The organism is Streptomyces sp. NPDC015242 (assembly GCF_043079125.1).
Classification (GTDB): domain Bacteria; phylum Actinomycetota; class Actinomycetes; order Streptomycetales; family Streptomycetaceae; genus Streptomyces.
Genome location: NZ_JBIBUF010000013.1, coordinates 1 through 15703 on the forward strand (window position 1 = coordinate 1; position 15703 = coordinate 15703).

Here is a 15703-nt window from a genome sequence, read left to right on the forward strand (position 1 = left end):
GATCGCTACGACACCGAACGCGGTCCACCCTCCGTAGAAGACCGCTGCGACCAGGCCGAGCGCGGTGACCGCGAACGACCACCCGAAGGTTTTCATGATCACGGACGGTTCACCGTGCTCTCGGGCAGGAGCGCGATGCCGTCGTCGTCGGCGTGCAGGAGGTCGCCGGGGCGGAAGGTGACGCCGCCGAAGGTGACGGGCACGTCGACGGCGCCCTCGGCGTTCTTGGCGCTCTTGCGGGGAATGGTGCCCAGCGCCTTGATGCCGAGCCGCAGGCCGGCCAGGGCGGCGCTGTCGCGGACGGCGCCGTGCAGGACGAGCCCGGCCCAGCCGTTGTCCTGGGCGGCGCCGGCGATGAGGTCACCGACGAGAGCGGTGCGCAGGGAGCCGCCGCCGTCGACGACGAGGACCGCGCCGTCGCCGGGGGTGCGCAGCAGCTCGCGCAGCAGGCCGTTGTCCTCGTGGCAGGAGACGGTGCGCACCGGGCCGGCGAAGGCACGGTGGCTGCCGAACTGGCGGAACTGCAGGTCGCAGATGCGCAGGTGGGTGTCGTACCGGTCGACGAGGTCGGCGGTGGGGATGGGGGTGACCGTGGCGGGCACGGTGGTGCTCCTTCGCTGTTGGGGGCTGCCGCGCCCGTTTCTCATCCGGCCGTCAGGGGGATGGGGGTGCGAGCGCGGCAGCCTGCTCGGGGGTGAGGGGACGGGTGGCGTGGCCTCGCAGGAGGAGGTGCAGCTTGGCCGTCTCCTCCAGTTCCTCGATGGCGTCGGCGGCCTGTTCCAGTGACGCGCCGGCGACGACGGGTCCGTGGTTGGCGAGGAGGACGGCGTGGTGGGTGCGGGCCGTCCGCTCGGCGAGCGGTTCCAGGGCGCTGTCGCCGGGCGCGTGGTAGGGCAGGAGGGGCAGGGTGCCGACGCGCATGGCGTAGTACGCGGTGAGCGGGGGCAGAACGTCGGCGGGGTCCACGTCGGCGAGGCAGGAGACGGCGGCGGCGTGGGTGGAGTGCAGGTGGACGACCGCGTGGGCGCTGGGCCGGGCGCGGTAGAAGGCGGCGTGCAGGAACGCCTCCTTGGTGGGCCGGGGGCCGTCGAGGTGCTTGCCGTGCAGGTCGGTGCGCGCCAGGTCGGCTTCCTCCATCGTGCCGAGGCTGGACCCGGTGGGCGTGAGCAGCAGACTGCCGTCGGCCAGGCGGAGGGACAGGTTGCCGGTGGAGCCGTGGGTGAGGCCACGGGTGAACAGGGACCGTGCGGCGCGGACGATGCGTGTGCGGGCGGCCGACTCGTCGGTGTAGCCGATCACGTGCTCTCCTGGGCCGGGGCGGCGAGGGCGCGGGTGAACAGGTCGGGGGCGCCGAAGTTCCCGGACTTGAGCATGAGGGCCAGGTCGCTGTCGCCGGTGGTGGCGTACGTCCAGGGCACGCCGGGGTCGGCTTCCTCGCCGACGAGGACGGCGCGGATGCCGAGGGCGGTGGTGACGGCGCCGGAGGTTTCCCCGCCGGCGACGAGCAGGCGGCGTACGCCGCGCTCGACGAGGTGGGTGGCGAGGGTGCCGAGGAGTTCCTCCACCTGCGCGGCGGCCTCGGCGACACCGAGCTGCGCCTGGACGGCCGCCAGCTCCTCGGGTGAGGCGGAAGCGTAGATGAGCACGGGCAGAGCGGGTTCCTGCGCGTCGTACCAGGCCAGTGCTTCGCCGGTGACGTCGCGGCCTGTGGCGGCGGCGAGGACGTCCAGGTGGAGGGAGGGCAGGCCGGCGGCGTAAAACTGGGCGATCTGCTCCAGCGTGCGGGCCGAGCAGCTGCCTGCCAGGACGGCCGCCCGTCCGCGGGACGGCGTCGATTCGGTGGTGGCCGGTGCGGTGGCGGGATACGCATGCCCGAGTCCTTCGGCCAGGCCCGCGGCGCCGGCGACCACCGGCAGTTCCAGGGCCGCGGCTCCGAGCACGGCGAGGTCGTCGTCGGTGAGGGCGTCGGCGACGATGTGCCGGACACCGGTCTGCTGGTGCGCCGTGACCGCCTCGCGCACCGCCTGGACCCCGCGGCGCACGGTGGCCCAGTCGATCAGGCCCACGCGGTGGCGTGTCTGCGGGGACAGCAGCCGTGTCAGGGCGGAGTCCGTCATGGGGTTGAGGGGGTGATGGCGCAGCGGCGAGTCGGACAGCAGCTGGTCGTGGACGAACAGGTGGCCCTGGTAGACGGTGCGGCCGTTGGGCGGGGAGGCGGGGCAGTGCAGGGTGACGGAGGATCCTGCGGCGTCCAGGAGGGCATCGGTGACGGGGCCGATGTTGCCCTGGGGGGTGGAGTCGAAGGTGGAGCAGTACTTGAAGTAGGTCTGTGCCGCCCCCTTGGCCCACAGCCAGCGCTGGGCGGCGAGGGAGTCGGCGACAGCCTCGCCGGCCGGGGCGGAGCGGGACTTCAGTGCCACCACGGCGGCGTCGCAGTCCGGGGGCAACTCGGTGGCGGTGTCCGGGGTGCCGAAGACCAGGGCGGTGCGCAGGCCCGCGCGCCGGAAGGCGGCGGCGACGTCGGTGCCGCCGGTGAAGTCGTCGGCGATGCAGCCGATGCGCAGGGTCATGGTCGGGGCCTCTCCTGGGGCGTACGGGCAGAGCGTGGGGACCGGGGCGGGCTGCCAAGTCGCCCGCCCCGGAATCGGGGTGTCAGTTCTGGCCGGCGTTGATGGCCTTGATGACGGCGGCGGTGAAGTCCGTGGTGGAGGCGGTCCCGCCGAGGTCGCGGGTGGAGGTGCCGGCGGCGATCGCGTCGGCCACGCCCTTCTCGATGATCTTCGCGACGGTGGCCAGAGCGTCGTCACCGTGCTGGGCGGCGAGCCACTCGAAGAGCATGGCGCCGGAGAGGATCATGGCGACGGGGTTGGCGATGTTCTGCCCGGCGATGTCGGGGGCGGAGCCGTGGGAGGCCTGGGCCATGGCGGTGGTGGCGGAGGCGTTGATGGACGGGGCGGTGCCCAGCGAGCCGGAGATCTCGCCGGCCAGGTCGGAGAGGATGTCGCCGAACATGTTCTCGGTGACGATGACGTCGAAGTCCTGGGCGCGGCGCACCAGGTGGACGGTCATGGCGTCGATGTGGAAGTCGTCCACCGCCACGTCCGGGTAGTCCTTGGCAACCTCCTGGCACACGGTGCGGAACAGGCCCGTGGTGAGCTTGAGGACGTTGGCCTTGTGGACGATGGTGAGCTTCTTGCGGCGCGCGCGGGCCAGGTCGAAGGCGACGCGGGCGACGCGCTCGGTGGCCTCGCGGGTGATGATGCCCAGCATGATGGCGGTATCCGGGGTGGGCATGAACTCGCCGGTGCCGGCGAAGGTGTTGCGGTCGGCGTAGAAGCCTTCGGTGTTCTCGCGGACGATGACCAGGTCGGCGTTGTCGCAGACGGCCTTCGCGCCGGGGAAGGACTTGGCGGGACGGATGTTGGCGAACAGCTGGAAGTGCTTGCGCAGGGTGCCCGAGGGGTTGAGCGCGGACTTGTGGGGCTCGGGGTAGCTGACCGAGTCGTGCGGGCCCAGGTACCAGCCGTCCAGGCCGGCCAGGGCTTCCTTGGTCTCCTCGGGGACCGGGGTGCCGTGCGAGTCGATCGCGGCAGCGCCGAGCGGCAGGGTCACCCAGTCGACGGAGACGCCGGCGGCCTGGGCGGCGGCGGTGGCGATCTCGATGGAGGACGGGACGATCTCGGGCCCGATGCCGTCGCCTTCGAGGACGCCGAGGCGGTAGGTCTTGGTGCTCATGGTGCGGGTTCCTCTCAGAACATGGGGGTGGGAAGTGAGGCGGGTCAGGACGGGGTGGGCGCGGCGCCGGTGAGCGCGGTCCAGGAGCGGGCGGCGGCCTTGAAGCTGTTGCCGTCCTGGGTGTGCTCCAGGGTCAGCCAGCCGGTGAAGCCGCCCTGGCGCAGAGCGGTGAACAGCGCGGGCAGACGGGGATCGCCGACGGTCAGGGGGCCTCGGGTGACCGGTGCGGCGAGCTGCAGGCAGCCCGTGTTTTCGGCGTGCCCGGTGACGGCCCGGATCACGTCGGCACCTTCGGCTTCGAGATGGTGGGTGTCCAGAACCAGACCGGCCGGGGCATCGAGGGAGTCGATGACGGCGAGGGCCTCTTCGGGTGTGTGCCACAGCGAGGTGCTGGACCGTGACTGGGGCTCCAGCAGCAGCCGGCTGCCGCGCTCGGCCGCCTCTCGGGCCAGCTGCCGAACAGCGCGTTCGGCCCACAGCCGCTGCATGTCCTCAAGACCCGGCAGGAAGGTGCCGCGCGTCTGCCCGAGGGTGACCGGAACACCGAGCGCGCCGGCCAGACGGGCCGCGTCCAGCAGGCGGCCCAGCGCGTGACGGCGTACGTCCGGTGCGGGGTCGGTCAGCGTCAGCCGGTCCTGTGCGGCGACCGGTCCGGTGCCGATGCCCAGAACCTTCAGACCGGCCGACTCGACGGTCCGCGCCAGCGCCTCGGCGTTGTGCGCTCCGGACTCGCGGACCTGCACCTCCACCCCGTCGTATCCCAGCTCGGACAGGTGGCGGACGGCTTCGGCGAGCCGCGCGTCGAAACCGAGCGGCATGAAGGCCGCGCAGTCGTCGCCCGAGACGGTGTAGGCCAGCGGCCAGGGCAGTCCCGCCGTCACGGCGTGACCGCCGCGGCCGGGTTCACCGGCTGCCGGTCGGGCGTCAGCAGGAGGCGCAGTTCATGCGCGGCGGCGCCCGCTCCGTCCAGAACGGGCACTCCCAGCAAGGCGGCGAGTACCTCGCGTGTCGGGGTCAGTGAGTACTGCGCCAGCAGCACCGCGTCGACATCGGTGCCGTCGGCGGCATGCAGGGCGTCGGCAAGATGCCGGGCGGCCGACTCGGCGTTGTCCGCTGCGGCGGCTTCCTCGCTCAGGGCGGTCACGATGTCGAGCGGGCGGTCCGAGCGGACCGTCGGGACGAGCGTTTCCAGCTGGGTGACGGCGGCCGGAACGGCGGGCGGCGTCGAGGCCACGACGGCGATACGCCGGTACGGACCGGCCAGGGCGGCTTTGAACATCGCCTCGTCGGACTTCAGGACGGGTACGTGCCACAGGGCGCGGGCGGTGTCCACGACCTCGCCGTAGGAGGAGCAGGTCAGCAGGACGCCCTGGGCGCCGCCGTCCATCACGTGGCCGATCAGGCGGAGCATGCGCCGGCGCAGCACGTTGGTGAGCCCACCGGCCGCGCGGGCGTCGTCCAGGAGGCGGTCGTCCAGCACGTTCCAGACCGTGGCCTGGGGAAACTCCCGCGCGAACGCCTCCTGGGCGATGCGGGCGCCGCTCGGCACGGCATGGATCATGGCGACGAGAGGGTGGGGTTCGATCACCGGGTTCTTCCTCTTCCGGTAGGCGGGGACCGGTAGGGGTCCCGACCGCGGGCTTGCTCCGGTCACGGGTCACACCCGTGACAGCAGGAGAAGGAGCCCGGGATGGGGTGCGGCAGCGTTTCGAGCGGTGCCGTGTCGCCACTGTAGGCCCAACCGGTAAACCGGTCAACCGGTTGATGGTGTGTGGTGCCGCGGGACACCGGAGAACACCCGGTAAGCCCGCGGCGCCCGGCTACCTCTCGCGCTGCTCGAGGGCTTCCATCAGGCGGCGGGACGCACCTTCCATGTGCCGGGCCATCGCCGTCCGGGCGGCGGCGGCATCCCCTGCCGCGACCGCGTCGAAGATCGGCACGTGGTCGGCGTAGGCAACCTCGCGGGAGCGGACGGCGCCGGTGCGCTCCACCCAGCCGCGCTGGATCATGGCGCGCATGCCCTTGAGCATGTCGCGCAGCACCGTGTTGCCGGCCAGCTCACCGAGGGCGGCGTGGAAAGCCGTGTCCGCCTCGGGGAACTCCTCGTCCGGGCACTCCCGCATCGCCGTCAGGCGGGCCCGCAGCAGTTCGACGCCCGCCTCGTCGCGCGCCTGCGCGGCCAGGCCGGCGACGATCACCTCCAGCTCGGCGCGCGCCTGCACCATGTCCCGGGCGCCCCGCTCGCCCAGAACCAGCCCCAGCTCGAACAGGCGGTACAGCACGTCGGAGTCGGTGCCGCGGAAGTAGGTGCCGCTGGACTGCCGGATCTCCAGCAGGCCGAGAAAGCCGAGCGACTTGATCGCCTCGCGGACGGTGGGCCGGTTCACCCCGAGCATCTCGGTCAGCTGCCGCTCGGAGGGAATGCGGTCGCCGGGCTGGACCTCGCCGGACATCAGGTAGTCGATCAGGCGGCGGGAGACCTCTGCGGCCAGCGGCTCACGCGGCTCGACCGTGATTCTGGCGAGTTCGGCCATCGAATTCCTCACTTCGGTATTGACGTGATGGCCGGATTCTAGTTACCTACCGGCAATCCGGTAAACCGGTTGTCCGGAAGCGTGGCTGGTGCACAGCACCTGCGCCTTCCCCCACCAGCCACTCTCCGGAGCCCCACCCGCGCCGGCGCAGCCCCGCCGCTGCGAGCAAGCGACACCGGCCGTCATCACGCGCCCCGAGCCGCCGTACAGAAATCGCCCGTACCATGACCGACCCGACGCACGAGCCGAGCACGGCCCCGCGTGCGCTGCCGGTCGCCATCGAGCCCCGCACGCACTGAACCCTGCGCGCCGTCCTGCGCCGCCGCCCGCCCGGCGGCCCTGAGCCCTGCCCCAAGGAGCAACGATGCTCGCCGTTCTCGGCTTCGCCACTCTGGGTAGCTTCATGCTGCTCGTGATGCGGAAGTACCTCTCCGCGTTCACCGCCATCATGCTCACACCGATCGTGGCCGCCCTCATCGCGGGCAAGGGCACGAAACTCGGCGACATGATCATGAACGGTCTGGACACCGTCGCACCCACCGCGGCGCTGCTGCTCTTCGCCGTCCTCTACTTCGGCCTGATGATGGAGGTCAAGCTCTTCGAGCCGATCGTGCAGACCATCCTCCGGGCTTCCAAGGGCGACCCGGTCCGCATCGTGGTCGGCACCGCCGTGCTCTCCCTGCTGGTCGCCCTCGACGGTGACGGCACCACCAGCTACATGATCGTCTGCTCCGCCTTCCTGCCCATCTACCGGCGCCTGGGAATGAACCCCCTCATCCTGGCAACGCTGGCGGCCATGGCGCTGGGCACCATCTCCGGCACCACCCCCTGGGGCGGCGCCGCCACCCGCGGCATCAGCGTCCTGCACCTGAGCGCCACCGAGTACTTCGTCCACATGATCGGCCCTATGGCCCTCACCAGTCTGACGATCGTCACCGTCGCCTACTGGCTCGGCCTGCGCGAACGACACAAGATCGACGCCGAGAAGCTCGCGGCCTACCGGCTGGAGATCGCCTCCGGTGAAGCCTTCGAGCCGGTCAAAGCGGACTGGCGCATGTGGTTCAACGCCGCTCTCACCCTGGCGCTGATGGTGCTGCTCATTGCCGAGGTCGCCGACCTGCTCGTGCTGTTCATGGTGGCGTTCGTCATCGCCCTGCTCGTCAACATCCGCTCCATCGGCGCTCAGCAGGACCTCATCAAGCGCCAGGCCGCCAACGCCGTCCCTGTGATGATCCTCGTCCTGGCCGCCGGCGTCTTCACCGGCATCATGACCGACTCCGGCATGATCAAGGCCATGGCCGACGCCGCCCTCGCCATCGTCCCCGAGGGCTGGGGCAGCATCATCCCGCTCTTCACCGCTGTCCTGGCGCTGCCGCTCGGCTTCTTCATGTCGAACGACGCGTACTGGTTCGGTGTCGTCCCCGTGCTCGCGGAGTCCGCCGCGCACTACGGCATCCCCGCCAACGAGATCGCCCGCGCCGGCGCGATCGGCCAGATCCTCCACATGATGGGTCCCACCAGCGCCCCGCTCTGGGTCCTCCTCGGACTGGTCAAGGCCGAACTCGGCGACTTCCAGAAGCACGCCCTGCGCTGGGGCGTCCTCGTCTCCGCGGCCTACATCCTCTTCGCCGTCGTCACCGGCGCCATCAGCGTCACTTGAGCCGTGCGCACGTGTGGGTGGGAGTGAACCAACCTCTCCTGAGCTGACAGCATCCACCCTGTCCGTCTTCCGGACGCGCTGAAGGACCGTGGCTCCGGGCTGAACCGGTCGCCACGGTCCTGTGTGTTCCTTCGCCCGCGCCCCCGCATCCGGACGCCAAGGAGATGAAGGCCCGGAAGTCGCACCATCAGCGGCGTGTGTCCCGTACTCGCGAGGGGGTTGCCAAAGGCGCGTCCGGTACGTCTTGAGCACCGCCTGGAGGGCCGCAGGTGCCGCAGTGCGCCCTGACTGCCCAACTCGTGGCTTCGGAATCAGGTGATCAGGCGAATCGCTGCACAAGCTTTCACAGTGTGATAAGGCCGGACTTCCAGAGACAGATCCCTGCCAGCGCTGTGATGATCAATAGCAACGCCGTGGTGAGAATGATATTGCGCCGCCGTACCCTGGGGTCGAGTGCGCGCTGGGTGGCCTCGGTGACCTTGCGCCGGGTCCAGCGCAGGACGATCTGCGCCCAGGCGAATTCGGTCGCCCAGATGGCCATGCCTGCGAAGATCACCAGCCAGCCCGGGCCGGGCAGTACCAGCATCGCGATGCCAGCCCCGATTACGGCGAGGCCGACGACGAAGATTCCGACCTGCCAGCCCAGCCGGAGCAAACTCGACTTCTGGATGAATCCGGGGGCCCGCGTACCCAGTTCTGGCTCCGTCGCCCGATCGTTCCCCGCAGCGGAATCAGCGGTCACCGTCGCTGTGACCATCTTCTGCTCATCATTCTCCGCGTTCATGAAGCCCAACCCATCGGAACCGAGACCCTCACCGAAATGGTGTGACCCAAAGGGCCGCACGTAGAAACGAACGACTTGAAGCATCGCAAGAGAAATGGACTTGAACGAGTGCGATTGCCTCGCGCGGCCGACCAAGCAGGGTCAACGCAACGTCACCGGGAGTGTCGCGGGACCGCGCAGGTTGATCCGGCCGTTCCACGTGACGTCCCCGGCCAGGGAGATACGAGGGAAACGGTCCAGCAGCCGCTCGAACACCACTCGTCCTTCCAGGCGCGCCAGGGCCGCGCCCAGGCAGTGGTGGGGGCCGGCCCCGAAGGAGACATGGTGGCGGGCGTCTTGTCGGTCGACGCGCAGCCGCGCGGCGTCGTGACCGAAGTGCCGCTCGTCCCGGTTGGCCGAGCCGAGCAGTGCCATGACCAAGGAGCCCGCCGGGATCTCGACGCCGCTCAGCACGGTCGGTTCCAACGTGACACGACCGCTCGCCTGCACAGGACTGTCGTAGCGAAGGAACTCCTCGACGGCTCCTGGCAGGCGAGCAGTGTCGGCGCGGAGTGTCTTCATCTGATGGGGGTTGCGCAGCAGCGCGGCGGTGCCGTTGGCGAGCAGATTCACGGTGGTCTCGTGGCCGGCGATGTACAGCAACAGCACCTGAGCGACCAGTTCTTCCTCGTTCAGGACGTCGCCGCCTTCCTCGGCGGTGATGAGCGCGGTGAGCAGGTCGTCCTCGGGATGAGTGCGCTTCCACGCGATCATTTCGGCCGTGATGCCGACGAGTTCCTCATGCGCCGCCTGGACCTTGCTCGTCACTTCCGGATCGACCACCGGTTCCAGTGAACGCACGGCGATCCCGCTGAGCTCGCGGATCCGGGCATGGTCGGTGGGGGGCGTGCCGAGCATCTCGGCGATCACCGCGAACGGCAAGGGGAAGGCCAGTGCGGAGACCAGGTCCGCGCTTTCCGCGGCGTCCATCCGGTCGAGCAATTCATCGGCCATGGTGCGGATTCGGGGTTCGAGCGCGCTGATGGCCCTGGGGGTGAAGGCCTTCTGTACGAGGCGACGAAGGCGCGTGTGGTCGGGCGGATCACGGTCGAGCATCGACATGCTGTCGGTCGGCTGCAGGGCAGCGTGTGCTGTCTGATCCTGCCGGCGGGTCTCCGGGCCGGTCACGTTTCGCAGCTCGACGGAGGCGCCGGAGCGCAGCAACGTCGAGACGTCGTCGTCGGTGGACACCACCCAGAAGCCGAGCGGGTGCTCATGTACGGGGGCGCTCTGCCGTATGCGTGCGTACTGCGGATAAGGGTCGTCGGTGAACCCCTGCGCGAACGGGTCGAACAGTGGGGGCTCGTCGCACTCCGAGTGTGCCGGAGCGGCTGAGTCGCGGGTCATCGTGCGGGCCTCTCGTGCGTTGCGGGGCGGTCGTCAGTCTCGAAGGCGGGGCGCTTGTCGCCTGGTAAGGGGCGGGGTCAGACGGCGGCGATGTCGATGGACATTTCCTTGAACGCTTTGGCCAGCAGTGCCGACATGACCTTCTTGCCTGTCTGGGTGGCCAGCACCCTCTGCATGGCGGTGCGCATCATCGCGTCCCCGCGGCTTTGGGGGACGAACGTGGTCAGGCCCTCGGTGCGGGCGGACTTCTGCTGGAGGGTCATGAAGGGGCGCAATTTCTGGTCCCATTCCCGAAGGGCGCGGGGGGTGTTGTTGGGGTTGCGCTGGAGGAGGGTGCCCAGCAGGTCTGCGCCTGCCATCGCGGTGGAGGCGCCCATACCGGAGTAGAGCGTCAGGCACCAGGCGGCGTCACCGAGCAGTACGATCCGGTCGGTGTGCCAGGTGTCCATCTCGATCTGGTGGGCGGAGTCGAAGATGTAGTCGTCTGCCTGCTCGAACTGCTGGAGCAGGTGTTCCAGCACGGGGCCGGTGGGCTCCGGTCCGAAGGCTGCGCGCAGGGATGCGATGGGCGGGCGGCGGAACTGGGCGTCCTCGTTGTCGGTGCGGTAGTTGAACAGCAGTCCGGGCTGGTGGTCGGTGAAGGGGAAGGTCCACACCGAGCGCCCGGGTTCGGCCAGGACGATGCCGTCCTGGGGCCGGTAGCCGGGCACGGGTTCCTTCATGATGGTGGCGGCGACGATGTGGTTCAGCGGCCGCATGAACTGGCTGTCGGGGCCGAACGTGAGGCGGCGGATGGTGGAGCGCAGGCCGTCTGCGCCGACCACGAGGTCGAAGCGCTCGGTGGTGGGCGCGATGTCCGCGCCGGTGGTGGTCTGCAGGGTGACGTCGACTCCTGCGGGGTGTTCGTCAAGCGCGGTGGGCGTGGTGCCATAGCGGATCTCGGTGCGGGGGGCGACGGCGTTGTAGAGGGCGGTCTCGATGTCACCGCGCAGGATCAGGCGGGGGCCGCCGGGCAGGTCGCCGTAGCCCATGCCGGGACGGCGGCGTCCGTCCCGTCTCACGTCGTAGGTGATGCTGGTGGGGTCGGTGCGGTTGCCGATGGCGTCGAGGATGCCCATGCGCTTGGCGGTGGCGCGGCCGGTTTCGAAGAGACCGATGAAGTAGCCGGCGGCGCGGCGCTCGGGGGCCCGTTCGACGATGACAGGCTCCCAGCCGATCTCGTACAGGCGCATCGCCGTGGCGAGGCCGCCGATGCCCATGCCGACGACCAGAGCTCGGGGTGAGGTGCTGTTCACTGGGGGTCTCTCCTCTGCAGTGCGGGTCCGTGACTCGGATCCGCTACGTGATGCGGCGGCCGGGGACATGGGGACGGCGGATGCGGCGGCGAGATCCCGCCTGGCAGAGCGCGGCGTAAGAGCAGACCGTGCACGACGGCGGCCCGCGGTAGCGGACCGCGCAGGGCCGGTAGTCCGGCGGTCAGGTGCCTTGCGGGAGGTTACGCATGGCGGTTCGGGGGATTGCGAGGGCGGGTGTCGTCACTGCCCGGTGTCGAGGCGTGCTGCCACTTCGGTGGCCGCGCGCTGGCCCGAGAGGATGGCGCCGTTCATGGTGCCGGATGTCTCGTCGGCTGTTTCGGTGCCGGCCCAGTGGACGCGTCCGACCGGCTGGCGCAGGTACGGTCCGAAGGTGGTCCACGTCTTCGGCCCGACTGCCGGGTTCGGCCCGCCGGGCGCGAAGCTGTCGTTGCCCCAGGAGAAGTCGGTGTAGTCGATGGCGTGGCGGGCCGGCTCACCGTACAGGTGGATGAGGTGCCGCATCACGCGGCGGCGGCGCTCGGCCTCGTCGTATGCGTCGAACCCGCGTGCGTCACAGAAGACCATGAGGATGCCGGGGCCGTCGGCGTCCGGACTGACGTCGAAGGTGAGGAAGGCGGTCTCGTCGTCGGACATTGCCTCTCCCGAGAGACCTTCGCTTCGCCAGAAGGGACGGTCGTAGGCGACGAAAGCCTTGCTGAGGGCGCCCAGTCGCCAGCTGCGCGCGAGCCCGTAGTGACGCTCCGGGAGTGCGGGCGTGAACTCGATGGTCGATCGGTGTGTCGGCGATGCCGTCACGATGACGTACCGGGCATCGATGGTGTGATTGCCGGTCTCGACCGTGACGCGTTCTCCGGCCGTGGTGATGCGCTCCACCGGGGAGGCGAGGAGCAGGCGGTCCTCCAGCGTGCCGGCGAGCCTGCTGACCAGCGTGTGCATCGTTCCCAGCAACCGGTCCTGCTGGTCGCCGCCCTCGACGGCGAGCATGTGCTCGATGCCGCCCAGGTTCTTGATGTACCGCATCACGTTGAACAGTGACACCTCGCCCACGGGTGCGCCCCAGTGCACCAGGCTGAACATGTTCATGAACTTGCGGGTGTCCTTCAGGGCGTGCTTCAACGTCAGCCATTCGCCGAGCGACATCGAATCGAAGTGCTCGGCATGGGGGTGTTCCCAGGGAGACGAGACGGGAAGGCCGTCGACCATCTTCTGCAGGATGCCCATGATCCGCGTGAGGTCGAGCATCGCCCAGGGCGCCATGGACGTGGCGCTCTCGATCTTGCGCTTGCCTCCGAAGGACATGACGCCCTTGCCCGGCTGGGCCTGGGGCACGAACTCGCAGCCGAACCGGCGCGCGAGGTCGCGTACGGCGGTGTGACCCGGTGCGACCCAGGTCGCTCCGGCATCGACGGGGACGCCCGCGACCTCGACCGTGTGGATCCGTCCGCCGACGCGGTCACGGCCCTCGATGACGACGACGTCGTGCCCGGCTCGGGAGAGCTGGTCCGCTGCCGTGAGTCCTGCGAGCCCGGCTCCGACGACGAGGACGTCGGCGGATCGGCTGCTGGCACTGTTCATGGTCGTGCTCCGTTCGTATGCGGCCTGCAGGCCGTCTGGTTCCTCCGCGAATTACTGTACTGACATGTCAGTACAGTTCTCAAGGTGGTGAGTCGCCCGCCGGTACAAGGGGGAAGGATGTGACGGAGACCGCCCCATCTGCCGGCGCCTGCGGTGGCAGGGCTGTGGCCCGGACGGCGGCGGGCGCCGTGCTGAGTGCCCGCCCGCTCACGACCGCGGCGGACGAGACGGTCCCGCGCGCCGTGCTGCCGGACACGGCGGCCGAGCTGCGACCGGCGCCGCACCGGCAGGCGCGGATCGCGCGCGCAGGGCTTCGTCCGGGCCGGGTGGCAGGCGCGTCCTTCGCCGTGATCGTCGATTGCTCAGGGCGCCAGCGGGTGCTGCCGGGTTTTCGCCGTCACCGCACCCCGGCCGTAAACAGCTCGTCGGCATCGGGGCCGCCGTCGCCACCGCCTTGCCAACGCCGGGGCTGCTCGTCCTCGGGCTGGGCCATGGCAGGGAAGTCCTCCCCCGCCGCATGCTCACATCGAGCCCGTCATGATCATGTTCGGCCGGCCCGAGGGCAAGGGCGGCGGTGCGGACGCCTTGAATGCCTTCTGTGAACCCGGCGCCGTGCTTTTCCTGCGGGGGAAGGTGTGCTTCTGCGACTTCCTGTGCCTGTAAGGCCGGATCGGGGCCGGCAGTGCACGAGGTCATCGCCCGACGAGCTGACAGGGCGGGCGTGTGCACAGCCAGGCGGCGCCGGGCTGGGAGGGCGATGCGGCGCTAACCGCCGGGGGTGGTGAGTTTCTCCAACTCGGTGCGCAGGGCGGCCAGTTCGGTTCGGTCGGGTTTGAGTCCCCATCCGGTCATCAGCCCGGCGCCGTCGACGGCGTTGAGGATGACGGTGCGTGCACCGACCGAGAGTCCGTCCTCGGCCATCTCGGCCTTCCAGCGCGCACCGTCTTCGGCGACGATGTCGGCGACTCCGGGGGCGACCGCGAGGGCGGCCAGGAGGAACTGCCGTTCGCCGACGGCGTCGATCTCATCGCCTTCCAGTGACGCGCGGATGTAGGCGCGCGCCAGACGCCCTGGCTCTCGGCCGTCCTCGATGCGGTCCTGCACCGCCTGACGGAACTGGGCGAGCACATCGTGGGCCAGGGCGATCCACATCGCGTTCTTCGAGCTGTAGTGGTAGATCACTGCTCCGCGGGTCAGTCCGGCCGCGGCCGCCACGTCGTCGAGGGTCGCCCGGGCTCCCTGGGCCACGACGACGCCCCTCGCGGCGTCAAGAATCAACCGCTTGGTGTTCTCCGGACCTCGTCCTGCTGTGCGTCCCATTGCTCTCTCTCATGTGCAGTAGCGACATCGTTGGGCGACCAGTGTGCCCGGCTGCAACGCGACCTGATGTCGATCGACGACCTGTCAGGGGCAGGGGGTCATGCTCGCAGGGCGGCCTGTCTGCGGTTGCTGCGCCTCGTCAGCGTCGCCGGGATGGTGGCCAGCAGATCGCCGACCCCTCCGGCGAGGGTGGCCGCACGGCTGCGTCCCTCGGCCCTGGTGCTGAACTCCACGGCCCGGGCCGTGATGCTCTGCGCCGTCCTGGCGAAGGGCCGGACCTCGGCCTCGAACCGTGCGAAGGCCGCAGTGACGTCGTCGGTGTCCCGCAGGGACTCGGCCAGCACCTTGGCACCCGGCAACGACGCGTGTGCCCCCATGCCGGACACCGGGTCGATGCAGTGCGCGGAGTCGCCCAGGAGCACGACCCGGCGGGTGTACCAGCGCGGCAGCCGCACCTGTGAGAAACGGGTCAGCTTGGTGTCTTCGGACTTCCGTGCTGCCGCCGCGACCGCGCGCAGGTCCGGGCCCAGGCGCTCGACCATGTCACAGACCCGCGCGACCAGCATCGGCTCGTCCGGCCTGGTCGAGGCCGGCACGGGAACAACCACCATGACCGATGTCTGGTCGGTGTCCAGGAACGGGTAGATCAGTGACAGCATCCCCTCGCGGGACGCGATCACCGCACGCCCGTCAGGCAGGGGTGCGTCGGCGTTGATCCACACGTGCGTGAGGCCGTTGCGGTACACACTGCGTGCTTCGGACGCCAACGTCAGCCGGCGCACCGTCGAGTGCAGCCCGTCCGCCCCGACCACCACGTCGAACGACTCCGTCGAACCGTCACTGAACCTGGCCAGGACGTCGTCGCTACGGTGCTCCAGCGCCTCCAGCCCGATGCCCAGCCGCTTGTGGACTGTGTCCGGCACGTGCGCGAACAGCCTCGACAGCAGCGCCGAACGGCGGGCAAGGCGCCACTCGCTGTCACCGTCGATCTTGAGTTCGCGGACCTTGCGCGTGCCCCACCGCACCGACATCGCCGGCGCAGCGAAGGTCACCTGGTCGATGATCTCCTCGCCGCCCATGAGTCGCAGCACCCGGGTCGCCTGGGCGTCGAGCTGCAGCAGATAGCTGCTCGGGTACGGCTCGACCTCCTTGTCGACGAGCACGACCTCCCATCCCTCGTGCTCCAGCCACCACGCCGCCGCGCACCCGGCCATCCCGCAGCCCACCACGAGAGCCCGCCGACGGACCGGTCCCACGACCTCGGATGCCATACACTCCTCCAAAACTAGTCTGACTTGTCAGTACAGTAACGGGGGAAGGTGATGGCGTGTCAATGCGGGCGGGGCAGCCTCGGCTGGAGGCGCAGCTCCCTCCCGGGTGTCCGGGAGTGGGG

14 protein-coding genes are annotated in these 15703 nt (G+C 70.0%); 1 reads left to right on the top strand and 13 read right to left on the bottom strand.

Annotated elements, in window-relative coordinates; all coding sequences use genetic code 11:
- Window positions 1–98: 98 nt before the first annotated feature.
- From rraA to ACF07N_RS34275, 7 genes are all read right to left on the bottom strand, one after another.
- Window positions 99–602: a ribonuclease E activity regulator RraA gene (rraA, locus tag ACF07N_RS34245; RefSeq protein ID WP_392120546.1), complete on the bottom strand. Its 504-nt coding sequence runs from the start codon at window positions 600–602 to the stop codon at window positions 99–101.
- Window positions 603–654: 52 nt separating this feature from the next.
- On the bottom strand, window positions 655–1299 hold the full coding sequence (otnC, locus tag ACF07N_RS34250; protein WP_392120548.1) for a 3-oxo-tetronate 4-phosphate decarboxylase: 645 nt from the start codon (window positions 1297–1299) through the stop codon (window positions 655–657).
- Window positions 1296–2570 (bottom strand): 3-oxo-tetronate kinase, encoded by a 1275-nt coding sequence (gene otnK / locus ACF07N_RS34255; RefSeq protein WP_392120550.1) that lies wholly within the window; start codon window positions 2568–2570, stop codon window positions 1296–1298. Before otnK ends, otnC begins: the two co-directional genes overlap by 4 nt.
- Window positions 2571–2652: 82 nt before the next feature.
- Window positions 2653–3735: an isocitrate/isopropylmalate dehydrogenase family protein gene (locus tag ACF07N_RS34260; protein ID WP_392120552.1), complete on the bottom strand. Its 1083-nt coding sequence runs from the start codon at window positions 3733–3735 to the stop codon at window positions 2653–2655.
- A 44-nt stretch (window positions 3736–3779) separates the two neighbouring features.
- Window positions 3780–4616: a sugar phosphate isomerase/epimerase family protein gene (locus ACF07N_RS34265; RefSeq protein WP_392120554.1), complete on the bottom strand. Its 837-nt coding sequence runs from the start codon at window positions 4614–4616 to the stop codon at window positions 3780–3782.
- Window positions 4613–5323 (bottom strand): aspartate/glutamate racemase family protein, encoded by a 711-nt coding sequence (locus ACF07N_RS34270; protein ID WP_392120556.1) that lies wholly within the window; start codon window positions 5321–5323, stop codon window positions 4613–4615. The genes ACF07N_RS34265 and ACF07N_RS34270 overlap by 4 nt, the downstream gene beginning before the upstream one ends.
- A gap of 232 nt (window positions 5324–5555) precedes the next feature.
- Window positions 5556–6269, bottom strand: coding sequence for a FadR/GntR family transcriptional regulator (locus ACF07N_RS34275; RefSeq protein ID WP_392120558.1), 714 nt, complete (start codon window positions 6267–6269; stop codon window positions 5556–5558).
- Window positions 6270–6633: 364 nt separating this feature from the next.
- Between ACF07N_RS34275 and ACF07N_RS34280 the strand changes: the two genes are divergently transcribed.
- A complete protein-coding gene (locus tag ACF07N_RS34280; RefSeq protein ID WP_392120559.1) occupies window positions 6634–7929 on the top strand; it encodes a CitMHS family transporter in 1296 nt (431 codons plus the stop codon).
- A 343-nt stretch (window positions 7930–8272) separates the two neighbouring features.
- Here ACF07N_RS34280 and ACF07N_RS34285 read toward each other — a convergent pair whose 3' ends face one another.
- The 6 genes from ACF07N_RS34285 to ACF07N_RS34310 all read right to left on the bottom strand — a co-directional run bounded on the left by ACF07N_RS34285 (window position 8273) and on the right by ACF07N_RS34310 (window position 15581).
- Entirely contained in the window at window positions 8273–8713 is a 441-nt protein-coding gene (locus tag ACF07N_RS34285; RefSeq protein WP_392120561.1) for a TIGR02611 family protein, read from the bottom strand.
- A 141-nt stretch (window positions 8714–8854) separates the two neighbouring features.
- A complete protein-coding gene (locus tag ACF07N_RS34290; protein WP_392120562.1) occupies window positions 8855–10099 on the bottom strand; it encodes a cytochrome P450 in 1245 nt (414 codons plus the stop codon).
- Between the two features lie 77 nt (window positions 10100–10176).
- On the bottom strand, window positions 10177–11394 hold the full coding sequence (locus ACF07N_RS34295; protein ID WP_392120564.1) for an FAD-dependent monooxygenase: 1218 nt from the start codon (window positions 11392–11394) through the stop codon (window positions 10177–10179).
- 240 nt (window positions 11395–11634) lie between these two features.
- Entirely contained in the window at window positions 11635–12990 is a 1356-nt protein-coding gene (locus tag ACF07N_RS34300; protein WP_392120566.1) for a flavin monoamine oxidase family protein, read from the bottom strand.
- A 765-nt stretch (window positions 12991–13755) separates the two neighbouring features.
- A complete protein-coding gene (locus ACF07N_RS34305) occupies window positions 13756–14310 on the bottom strand; it encodes a TetR/AcrR family transcriptional regulator (protein WP_392120568.1) in 555 nt (184 codons plus the stop codon).
- A 98-nt stretch (window positions 14311–14408) separates the two neighbouring features.
- Window positions 14409–15581 (bottom strand): FAD-dependent oxidoreductase, encoded by a 1173-nt coding sequence (locus ACF07N_RS34310; protein ID WP_392120570.1) that lies wholly within the window; start codon window positions 15579–15581, stop codon window positions 14409–14411.
- Between the last annotated feature and the right edge of the window lie 122 nt (window positions 15582–15703).

Excerpts from the sequence above, each read along its gene's own strand:
- ACF07N_RS34300 (WP_392120566.1), bottom strand. The coding sequence starts at position 12,990 with ATGAACAGTGCCAGCAGCCGATCCGCCGACGTCCTCGTCGTCGGAGCC.
- otnK (WP_392120550.1), bottom strand. The coding sequence starts at position 2,570 with ATGACCCTGCGCATCGGCTGCATCGCCGACGACTTCACCGGCGGCACC.
- ACF07N_RS34280 (WP_392120559.1), top strand. The coding sequence starts at position 6,634 with ATGCTCGCCGTTCTCGGCTTCGCCACTCTGGGTAGCTTCATGCTGCTC.
- ACF07N_RS34290 (WP_392120562.1), bottom strand. The coding sequence starts at position 10,099 with ATGACCCGCGACTCAGCCGCTCCGGCACACTCGGAGTGCGACGAGCCC.
- ACF07N_RS34305 (WP_392120568.1), bottom strand. The coding sequence starts at position 14,310 with ATGGGACGCACAGCAGGACGAGGTCCGGAGAACACCAAGCGGTTGATT.
- ACF07N_RS34310 (WP_392120570.1), bottom strand. The coding sequence starts at position 15,581 with ATGGCATCCGAGGTCGTGGGACCGGTCCGTCGGCGGGCTCTCGTGGTG.
- ACF07N_RS34275 (WP_392120558.1), bottom strand. The coding sequence starts at position 6,269 with ATGGCCGAACTCGCCAGAATCACGGTCGAGCCGCGTGAGCCGCTGGCC.
- ACF07N_RS34260 (WP_392120552.1), bottom strand. The coding sequence starts at position 3,735 with ATGAGCACCAAGACCTACCGCCTCGGCGTCCTCGAAGGCGACGGCATC.
- ACF07N_RS34285 (WP_392120561.1), bottom strand. The coding sequence starts at position 8,713 with ATGAACGCGGAGAATGATGAGCAGAAGATGGTCACAGCGACGGTGACC.